Raw genomic sequence first — 10,051 nt, forward strand, 5'->3', positions numbered from 1 at the left:
TCACCCCTTGATCACCAGGGGATCGTCCCGTGCAGGCTCAGGTACTCCGCCGTCGGCCCGTCCCGGTCGATGGTGGCGAGCCGGACGATGATGTCGGCGCCCTCCTCGACGGTCTGGTAGCCGGTGCGGCCGTTGAAGTCGGTCGCCGTGTAGCCGGGGTCGACGGTGTTGATCCGCAGGTTCGGCAGCTGCTTCGCGTACTGCACCGTCATCATGTTGAGTGCCGCCTTCGAGGCGCCGTACGCCGGGGCCGGCACCCACACCGGCACCGTGCTGACCGCGTCCGCGTCCACCGCGGCGGCGATCGAGCCGAGACCGCTGGAGACGTTCACGATCACCGGGTTCGCGCTGCGCTCGAGCAGCGGCAGGAAGCGGCGGATCATCCGCACCGGCCCGTAGACGTTCAGGTCGAACACCTGGTGGAAGTCGTCGGCGGTCAGGTCCCGCGCGTCCTTGTGCGGTCCGGGAATGCCGGCGTTGTTGATCAGTACGTCGAGCTCGGCGAGCTGCTCCGCCGCTGCGTCGACCGACTCGTCGCTGGTCACGTCCAGGGGCAGGTAGTGCGCGCCCAGCTCGTCCGCGGCCTGCTTGCCGCGCTGCGGGTCGCGCGCGCCGATGTAGACGGTGTGTCCGGCCTCGATCAGCCGCCGGGCTGTTTCGTATCCGAGGCCTCGGTTCGCCCCGGTGATGAGTGTCGTGGTCATGGCTCTACCCTCGCGCCGGCGGTCCGGAGCAGGTAGTACCCGCGATGTCCTAGGGAATGGCAGTACCAGGCTGATCCGCCGACGGCCCGCGATACTGGAGGACATGGGCGAGCTCGGCAGGACGTTGCACGCGTGGCGTGACCGGGTGACGCCGTCGGAGGTCGGGCTGCCGTCCGGTGGGAAGCGCCGGGCGCCGGGATTGCGGCGTGAGGAGCTGGCCCACCTCGCGGGTCTGTCGGTCGACTACATCGTCCGGCTGGAGCAGGGCCGGTCGGAGTCGCCGTCCGTGCAGGTGCTGACCGCGCTGGCCCGCGCGCTCCGGCTGTCCGATGCCGAGCGCAACCATCTGTTCGTGCTCGCGGGCGAGGTCGAGCCGTCGCCCGGGCGCGTCTCGGCGTACATCCCGCCGGGAGTGCAGCGCATCGTCGACCAGCTGGAGGGCGCGCCGCTGTGCGTCTGCGACGCGGCCTGGACGGTGATCACCTGGAACCCGCTGTTCGCGGCGCTGATCGGCGATCCGTCGCCGTGGCACGGGCGGTGGCGGAACATCGTCTACCGGCACTTCGCGGCGCCGGGCGACCGCGTCGTCCAGACGCCGGACCAGCAGCGGGACTTCCGGATCGCGATGGTCACCGACCTGCGCGCCTCCCTCGCCCGGTACCCGCACGACCCGGAGCTGACGGCGCTGATCGAGGAGCTCCGGACCGGGTACGACGAGTTCGCGCGGCTGTGGGACCAGCCCGTCGTCGGCTTCCACCAGACCGAGCGCAAGACCATCCGGCATCCCGACGTCGGCACCTTTGACATCGACTGCGACGTGCTCGCCGTCCCCGGTAGCGACCTGCGCATCGTCGTCTACACGGCCGCGCCGAACAGCGAAGCCGCGGAGAAGCTCCGCCTGCTGTCGGTGATCGGCCTGCAGGCCCTCACCTGAGCAGCGCCGCGACCGCCGCCGGGTCCTCGACGTGCGCGTTGTGTCCGAGGCCGGGCAGCGTGACGACCTGGTCATGCAGGGCGTGCAGTTCGGCGTCGCTGTTCATCGGGTCCCGCTCGCCGCGCGCGAGCACCACCTCGGCCTGACTCGCCGCGATCAGCGCGGGCATGTCCGGCGCGCCGACGCCGAACGTCGCGGGATCCAGGGCGAGACGCCAGCGGCCGTCCTCCTCCAGCAGACCGTGGTCCACGACGGCGTCAGCCGGGTCCGCGAGTCCTTGGAGGCCGGAGACCTTGAGGAATCGCGCGGCTGCTTCGTCGCGGCTTTCGAACCACGCGACAGGCTTCTGCGCGAGCGCGTTCGCCCGCCCCAGGTCGTCCGCCGACCAGCTCACCTTCACGCCGAGCGCGACGACCCGGCTCAAGGTGACGTCGTACCGCCCGCTGGCCAGTTCGAGTGCGATCACCCCGCCGAGCGAGTGGCCGAGCAGGACGACGTCTCGGCGTACCGGAAGATCCGCCGCGGCCATGGCCGCGATCGCCGCGGCCATGGCGGCGAAGGTGTACGACGGGAGCGTGGCGGCCGAGCCGTGGCCGGGGAGGTCGGGAGCGAAGTTGGCGTGCGGCCAGGCGTCCCAGACGCGGCCGTTGGCTCCCAGACCGTGCAGCAGCACCAGATTCATGAGAGCAGGCTGGCAGACCGCGACGGATGTCGCTGTGTAGATCGGCGCGTTGTCAGCTAACGCACCGCATTCCTACGACCGCGTAAATGCACCAGAATTACGAGAAGAATGAGTTTCTGGGTGGAATTTCTTCCAAGGACTGTTTGAAACAACTCGGCAACCGATACTCTGCGGGACTTGTGAATGCGATGTCTGCCACGGCTTCCCGCCGACCGCCCTGGCAGAACCCGCGGCGTCGCCGCCAGGCTGCCGCCGGCGCGGGTCTCCTGCTCCTCGGCTACCTGGTCCTGTTCTTCGTCGCGCTGCTGGGCGGTCCGCGGATCGGCGCCGGGTTCCTGCCGCTGCCCGGTGGCGGACCCGAACCGGCCGTGCCGATCGCCGGTCCGCAGCCCGGCGAGCCCACGCAGAACGTCGCGGTCCTGCCGCCCCGTGCCACCGCGACGCCGGCCGCCACGCCCGGTGTGACGCCGAACGCGGTCACCACGCCGTTGCCCACCGCAACCAAGCCGGGCGAGGTGCAGGTGCCGGTCGGTCTCGCCACACCGGACCCGACGTCCGGCCCGGGCACGCCGACCCCGCAGATCGTCCAGACCACCGAGCCGACGATCCCGGTCGCCACGAAGCGACCGCCGACCGCGCCGCCGTCCACCGATCCGACCGCCACGCCGAGCGGCAGCCCGACCCCGTCGACGACGCCGACGGCGCCACCCACCAGCTCCACCCCGAGCACGCCGCCGCCGACCCCTGACGACCCGGACCAGCCCGGAGGCCTGGGCGGCATTCTCGGTCACCTGCTCGACAAGCTCGGCCTCTAGTAGGCCTCGACCTCGGTGGTGTCGGCGTTACCGCCGGGCCGGGGCTGGAGGTTGACCTGCCAGGCCTGGTTCTTGCCGAAGGTCTGGTCGAACTTCTTGAACGTGCAGTCCGCCAGGAACCTGCGGTGCTCGGTGTCCCACTCCGTGCCGCTCTTGAAGTACAGGCGGTACGCGCCGGCGATCCGGTTCACGGTCGCCGACTGGGTCGCCCGGAGGTAGACCATCACCTGCGGGCTCCCGGGTGGCTGCCCGTCGCCGACGATCGAGATCGCCACGTCCTTCGGCGTGCCGTTGGTGATCTTGAGCCGGCCCACGCCGTTCGCGCCCCGTCGTACCAGCACGTCGCCGTTGTCGGGCCGTACCTGTTCCGGCGCCGGACCTGGATCGGGGAGTGTCTTGCCGAACGTCAGCTGGAGCCGCTGCAACTGGACGAGCGCGGTGCCGAGATCGGTGCGCAGTTGGCGCTGGACTTTCTGCGAGGTGTAGGCGGTGCCACCGCAGCGGGCGTCCTCCTCGGTCTTCTGCACCGAGCTCGTCAACCGCGTCGCCGCCACCCCGATGCGTTCCTGGAGCAGGTCGTGGGCGCCGGTCAGCCGGGACGTCACGGTCAGCGCGGCGAGCCGGACCGCGATCGTGTTGAGCGACTCCGCGAGCGTGCTCATCGCCTCGCTCAGGGCCTCGGCTGTCCGCACCCGGGTCAGCGCTCGCGCCGGACCGGCCAGCACCTGGTCGATGCGGCTCAGCTCAGCCTGGTAGGCCGCCGTACCCAACGGCCCGGCGGTCGGCACCGACGACACCGGCGCGGGCACGGCGCTGCTGGACGGCGACGTGCCGGGGCTCGGCGCGGCCTCCGGCTTCCCGCCGCAGCCCGCAACCAGACACACCCCGATACAGAGCGCAAGCCAGCGCTTCATCCCCACCCCCAGGGTCACCCCAACCCGTGAGTTGTCCAGGGTAAGGCATCAGTCCCGTGGTGCGGGACGGACGAACGGAAACGCCAGCGTGCTGCGGATGTTCTGGCCGGTCAGCATCATCATGACCCGGTCGACACCGATGCCGAGCCCGCCGGTCGGGGGCATCGCGTACTCCAGCGCCGACAGGAAGTCCTCGTCCAGCGACATCGCTTCAGGATCGCCGGCGGCGGCCTTCAGGGACTGCTCGGTGAGGCGGCGGCGCTGCTCGACCGGGTCGACGAGTTCGGAGTACGCCGTCCCGATCTCGGCGCCGAACGCGACCAGGTCCCAGCGTTCCGCGAGGCGCGGGTTCGTGCGGTGGTTGCGGGTCAGCGGCGAAGTCTCGAGCGGGAAGTCGGTGTAGAACGTCGGCAGCGTCGTGTGCGGCTCCACGAGTTCGTCGTACAGATCGAGCACCAGTTCGCCGGCCGTCATCTCGAAGGTCGTGTGGACGCCGTGGTCCGTGCACAGCTCCCGGAGCCGGTCGGCGGGCGTCTCCGAGTCGATCGTCGTACCGGCCGCCCGGCCGACCGCGTCGTGGACCGTGACGACCGGCCACTCACCGGAGATGTCGATCTCCTCGCCGCCGCGGCGGACGACGGGCTTGCCGTACACCGCGATGGCGGCCTCGATCAGCAGCTCGCGGGTCAGCTCGCGCATCACGTGGTAGTCGGCGTACGGCTGGTACGCCTCGACCGAGGTGAACTCCGGGTTGTGGGTCGCATCCGCGCCCTCGTTGCGGAAGTTCCGGTTCAGCTCGAAGATCTTGCCCATCCCGCCGACGCTCAGCCGCTTCAGGAACAGCTCCGGCGCGATCCGCAGGAACAGCTCGGTGTCGTAGGCGTTGATGTGGGTGACGAACGGGCGCGCGTTCGCGCCGCCGTGCACCGCCTGCAGCATCGGCGTCTCCACCTCGATGAACCCGCGGTTCTCGAACCCGTTGCGCAGCGCGCGGACCGCGGCACTGCGCTGCCGCATCATCCGCAGCGAGTCCGGGTTCATCACCAGGTCCAGGTGCCGCTGCCGGACCCGCGCCTCGGGGTCGGTGAAGCCCTTCCGCTTGTCGGGCAACGGGTGCAGGCACTTCGCCGCCATCACCCAGTCCGTCGCCGCGATCGACAGTTCACCGCGGCGGCTGGTGACGACCTCGCCGGTCACGCTGACGTGGTCGCCGATGTCGACCAGGCGCCGCCACCGGTCCAGCGGTACGTCGCCGCACGACGCGGCCGTGAGCATGACCTGCAGTTGGGTGAGCCCGTCCTGCAACTGCGCGAACGCGAGGCCGCCGTGGTTCCGCATCCGCAGCACGCGGCCGGTCACGGACACCGTGTGCCCGGTGTGATGGTCCGGCGGCAGGTTCGGGTACAGCTCGCGGACCCGCTCGAGGGTCTCCGTCCGCGGCACCTCGACCGGGTACGGGTCGATGCCCGCGGCAACCAGCTCGGCGAGCTTGGTGCGCCGGATCTGCTCCTGCTCGGTGAGCTTGCGGGCCGGCAGCGCCGGCCGCAGCAACTCGACCTCCTGTTCGTGGACCGCGGTCGCGAACGCGCGGCCGTCCGCGGCCATGATCGCGTGCCGCTCGGCCGTCTCGATGCTGTCGACACGGGTCCACGGCCGCGGCGCGGGCAGGAAGCCCTCCGCGGTACCGGCCGCGAACACCACCTGGGCGAGCGACGCGCCGCGCGAGTAGCACATCAGGCGCGGCGACCAGCGCGGCAGGTACTTCTCGTTCGACTGGTACAGGCTCTCCAGCTGCCAGAAGCGCGAACCCGCGGTCAGCAAGGCGTTCGTGAGCCGCAGCACCGGCCCGGCGCCGACCCGTTCGGCGTCGCTGAAGATCTCCCGGAACATCGCGAAGTTCAGCGAGATCCGGTGCACGCCGAGATCGCCGCAGGCGTCGATCAGCGATGTCACCATGAACTCCATCAAGCCGTTCACCGACTCGGGATCGCGCCGCATCAGATCCAGCGACACGCCCCGGACGCCCCACGGCGCGAACGACAGCAGCCCGCGGACCGCGCCTTCCGCGTCCCGGGCGATCACCATCACGCAGCGCGCGTCGGACGGATCGCCGAGCCTGCCGAGCGCCATCGAGAACCCGCGCTCGGTCCGCGCGCCACGCCATTGCTCGGCGAGGTGGACGTACTGTGCCAGGGCCTCCGGCGACAGGTCCCCGTGCCGGACGACCTCGGCGTGGTACCCGGCGCGCTGCACCCGGGTGACCGCCTGCCGCACCGGGCGCATGGTCCGGCCCTCGAGCGTGAAGTCCGCGACGTCGATGATCGCCTCGTCACCCATCGACAACGCGCGCAGCCCCGAGTCGACGTACGCCTGCGCCGCCTCCTCGCTCGCCGACAGGACGGCCGGCGACCACCCGTACCGGCGGGCCTCGGCCAGCCAGCGCTGGATCGCCGCGGGCCAGGCGACCGGGTCGCCGAGCGGATCCCCGCTGGCGAGGCTGACCCCGTTGACCACCCGGTAGGCGATCGCGGCGTCGTTGCCCGGTGCGAACACGACGGCCTTGTCCCGGCGGGTGGCGAAGTACCCGAGCGAGTCGCGCTCACCGTGCAGCAGGAGCAGGCGGCGTACCTCAAGCTCCTCGGGTTGGGTCAGGTAGCGGACGCGCTGGACCGAGCGGAGGAAGATCCAGAACGCGATCACCAGCGAGGCCGCCGAGATCGCGCCGACGGTCAGGCCGATCCAGCCGTGGCCCTCGTGCCCGCCCATCTTGCTGCGGGACTGACCGAGCGCGGCGATCACGGCCCAGCCGATCTTCTGCCGCTGGCCGCTGAGCGTGCGCGGGAACAGCTGCGTGAGCGTGATGCTGACCGCGATCGAGATCAGCATGCCGAACACCAGCGCGCCGATCGCGAGCCGCCGGCTGCCGGGCGCGAGTCGGGCCGGGAAAGCTCCCCGGATCGTCCACAGCAGGGCGACGATCGCGGCCACCACGATCGCCTGGACGATGCCCCATTCCAGATCCTGGACACTGGCCGGACCGAAGTCGCGCAGCAGGTCCGCGTCGGTCGGGTTGGCCAGCCGGACGCTGGTGAACGCGATCCCGGCGACCTGGGCCAGGAACCAGAGCGCCTCGAAGACCCACAGCACCCAGAGCAGGGCGGCTCGCTTACCGCGCAGCAACGCGCTGCCGACCACCGCGAGGTAGACGGCGGAGAAGATCGTGTGGCCGGCCGGGATCCCGACGAAGTCGAACGCGAAGTCGACGTGCTTGACGAGTCGCGGGGCGGCGATATGCAACGGGATCGCAATGAACGACCACACCGAGGCAAGCACGACGACGCGGCCCACCCAGACCGCGGCCCGGTGCTGCCACGCCGGGATCACTGCTGCTTGTTCCGACCGCACCAGCCGATCATCCCACTAGTTCGCTGTGACTTCGGTCGACCTAGCACTACCTCGACAGTACAGCTGACGCCACAGTCAATACTTAGGTTGACATGCCACGGTGTAAGGCATGGCCGCCGTTCCTTACCGCCTCATCCGCAACCTGATGCTCGCTGCCGGCGTGCTGTACTGCAGCCTGCTGCTCGAGGCGGCGGCCGGGTTTCCCTTGGACGTCCAGCACTCGTTCTTGAGTGAGCTGGGCGCGCGTGACCAGTCCACGAGTCTGTACGCGCGGGCGATGGACCTGGCCACGGGCGTGTTGCTCCTGGTCGCCGTACTGCTGGCCAGGCCGGCCGCGCGTGGCCAGCGGGAGCTGACCGGTCTGCTGGTCAGTACGGCGGTCTTCGGGCTGGGGACGTTGTTCGACTCGTTCTCGCCGATGGACTGCGCACCGTCCGCGAGCGCCGCGTGCCGGGCCGCTGAGGCGAACGGCCAGGTCGGAGTGGCGCTGGTCCTCCACGAGGTGACGTCGACTCTCGCTGGGCTCGGCAGCATCGCCATGGGCGTGTTCGCGGTCCTGGTCCTCCGCCGGTTCGGCTGGGGTGGGGCGCGCGGCAAGGCGGTCGGCATACTGGCTGCGGGGGTCGCGGTGACACAGACGTGGCTCGGCCTGCAGACCGGGTACGACGTCGTCACCGGCAACGAGCTGGACGCTCCGGGCATCCTGCAGCGCGTCTCGGTACTCCTCGTCTGCTTAATGCTGGGGACATTGCTACCAGCTCTGAGGCACCCTGTATCTCGATGAGCGTGACGTGGATCGTGGTGCCCGGGCTGGCCGAGACTCCGGAGGAGTTCGGCCGCGTGGTCGAGTTGTTGCCGGGCGAGGACGTGCGCGTCATCGACCCGTGGCGGACGCCGATCTCCTCCGACGTGGACGCACTGCGCGCGGCCGCCGGCGTCGAGCCGGATGCGGAGATCGGGCTGGTCGGGCATTCGATCGGGGGACTGGCCGTACTGCGGTGGGCGCTGACGCGACCGCACGAGGTGAGCAGACTGGTGCTGGTCGACAGCAGCCTCACGTCGGAGACCGGGTTACGTGCGTTCTATCCCGGGAAGCGCGGCGACCGGGCTGTGCGCGCGGCGGCGCGGTTCTTCGGGCGGGCCGGCGTGCCGCAGGTGCTAGGCCCGACGATCCGGCGGCTGATCGTGCGGCTGGGCAGCATGTCTAACCAGGATCTGTTGTCGAAGGCAACGGCTAAGGCAAGGTACGGCGGGGAGACGTCGTGGCTGCTGTTCTGGGACGAACTGGCCGGCAGCTGGGAACTGGCCGCGGAGGTCGCGAAACTGGTCGCCGGTCCGGTGGACGCCATCGCCCCCACGACCGTGCTGGTGGCAACCGGCGGCACGTCCCGCTTCACCGCTAAAGGCTGGCTAGCAGGCCAACAACGCCTGGCCGACCGCCTGGGCGGAGCAGTAGAGGTCCTGCCTAACTCAGCCCACCTAGTCCACCTCGACCGCCCCGACGCCATAGCCACAGCCGTCCGCCGAACCAACGGCTAACTCCGGCCTGCAGGCGAGAGCCTCATTGGGCGCAGGGCAAACATTGCAAGGAGAGAAGACCAGAGTGGCTGGGCGCCTGGTCGGCTTGGCCTGCAGGTGAGAGCGGCAGGAGTCAGCAGAGGAAGAAGAGAGGAAGTTTGGAGCGGCCGGGTGCCTGGCTGGCTTGGTCTACAGGTCAGAGCCCCAAGGGGCGAGAAGGAACAGAGCAAAGAAGAGAAGATCAGTGGCTGGGTGCCTGGCTGGCTCGGCCTGCAGGTGAGAGCTTCAAATGAAGCGGCGAAGGAACAGGGTAGAGAAGTCAGAGCGTGCTTGAGTGCGTGGCTTGGTTCGCTGCCCGCAGCCTGTCCGGCTTGCTGTGGACGTGCCACCATCCGCGCCTACGGCATTCGCTGACCGAGGCCGCTGACGGGTTGTTGCGCTGCTGGCCGGTTGTAACCCGCCAGTGGCCAAGAAACCCGCCGCGGCGCTCCCCGAGGCGGCGGCATCGCCGGCTGCTCAGTTCCGCGGCCGCGTGGGTCCTGCTAGCCCTCCTTGCTGCCGTGCGGCGTCTGACCTAGCACCTCGACACAGGTGGCCTACGCGTCATAGGCCGTAGCCGCGCGTCATCACAGTCACGCCTCCGTGGGCCACGGGCCTGCCGGCCACAGGCGAGCGCCAACTCGAAACCCGCCGGGCGCCAGCCGGAAGCCCCCCGGCGTCAGCCGGCAGCCCCGGCACTTACCGCCGGCATTAGCCGGAACACCCGGCGTCAGCCGGTATCTCCCGGCGTCAGCCGGTACCACCAGCCGTCAGCCGGAACTCCCGGCGTGAGCGGGTACTCCCGGCGCCAGCCGGAACACCCGGCGTCAGCCGGTATCTCCCGGCGTCAGCCGGTACCTCCCGGCGCCAGCAGGAACTCCCGCCGTCAGCCGGAACTCCCGGCGTGAGCGGGTACTCCCGGCGCCAGCCGGAAACAGCCGGCGTCAGTTGCGTCCAGCAGAGTGGTGTACGACGTGGTGGTGGCCGGCCCGGGTGTGGACGTGGGTGCGGTCACCGCGTGATTCTTCGAGGAATCTCTC

Annotated in this window: 8 protein-coding genes; 4 read left to right on the top strand and 4 right to left on the bottom strand. The window is 70.2% G+C overall.

The window, feature by feature from the left end; all coding sequences use genetic code 11:
* Positions 1 to 11: 11 nt before the first annotated feature.
* On the bottom strand, positions 12 to 704 hold the full coding sequence (locus ABZW60_RS41070) for an SDR family NAD(P)-dependent oxidoreductase (protein WP_355486097.1): 693 nt from the start codon (positions 702 to 704) through the stop codon (positions 12 to 14).
* 103 nt (positions 705 to 807) lie between these two features.
* Between ABZW60_RS41070 and ABZW60_RS41075 the strand changes: the two genes are divergently transcribed.
* Positions 808 to 1,638: a helix-turn-helix transcriptional regulator gene (locus tag ABZW60_RS41075; RefSeq protein WP_355486098.1), complete on the top strand. Its 831-nt coding sequence runs from the start codon at positions 808 to 810 to the stop codon at positions 1,636 to 1,638.
* Here ABZW60_RS41075 and ABZW60_RS41080 read toward each other — a convergent pair.
* On the bottom strand, positions 1,631 to 2,320 hold the full coding sequence (locus ABZW60_RS41080; protein ID WP_355486099.1) for an alpha/beta fold hydrolase: 690 nt from the start codon (positions 2,318 to 2,320) through the stop codon (positions 1,631 to 1,633). The two genes, ABZW60_RS41075 and ABZW60_RS41080, sit on opposite strands and share 8 nt — an antisense overlap.
* Positions 2,321 to 2,508: 188 nt before the next feature.
* Between ABZW60_RS41080 and ABZW60_RS41085 the strand changes: the two genes are divergently transcribed.
* A complete protein-coding gene (locus ABZW60_RS41085; RefSeq protein WP_355486100.1) occupies positions 2,509 to 3,135 on the top strand; it encodes a hypothetical protein in 627 nt (208 codons plus the stop codon).
* On the opposite strand, the gene ABZW60_RS41090 is transcribed toward ABZW60_RS41085, so the two are convergent.
* Both ABZW60_RS41090 and lysX read right to left on the bottom strand, forming a co-directional pair.
* Complete coding sequence (locus ABZW60_RS41090; RefSeq protein ID WP_355486101.1) at positions 3,132 to 4,049, bottom strand: hypothetical protein; 918 nt, start codon at positions 4,047 to 4,049, stop codon at positions 3,132 to 3,134. The genes ABZW60_RS41085 and ABZW60_RS41090 overlap by 4 nt on opposite strands.
* Before the next feature lie 48 nt (positions 4,050 to 4,097).
* On the bottom strand, positions 4,098 to 7,454 hold the full coding sequence (gene lysX / locus ABZW60_RS41095; protein WP_355486102.1) for a bifunctional lysylphosphatidylglycerol synthetase/lysine--tRNA ligase LysX: 3,357 nt from the start codon (positions 7,452 to 7,454) through the stop codon (positions 4,098 to 4,100).
* Between the two features lie 109 nt (positions 7,455 to 7,563).
* Here lysX and ABZW60_RS41100 point away from each other — a divergent pair, with 109 nt between their 5' ends.
* Positions 7,564 to 8,238 (top strand): DUF998 domain-containing protein, encoded by a 675-nt coding sequence (locus tag ABZW60_RS41100; RefSeq protein ID WP_355486103.1) that lies wholly within the window; start codon positions 7,564 to 7,566, stop codon positions 8,236 to 8,238.
* On the top strand, positions 8,235 to 8,993 hold the full coding sequence (locus ABZW60_RS41105) for an alpha/beta fold hydrolase (RefSeq protein WP_355486104.1): 759 nt from the start codon (positions 8,235 to 8,237) through the stop codon (positions 8,991 to 8,993). The genes ABZW60_RS41100 and ABZW60_RS41105 overlap by 4 nt, the downstream gene beginning before the upstream one ends.
* Positions 8,994 to 10,051 lie beyond the last annotated feature (1,058 nt).

The sequence above is a fragment of the Kribbella sp. NPDC003557 genome (assembly GCF_040610805.1).
In the GTDB taxonomy this organism is placed as follows: domain Bacteria; phylum Actinomycetota; class Actinomycetes; order Propionibacteriales; family Kribbellaceae; genus Kribbella.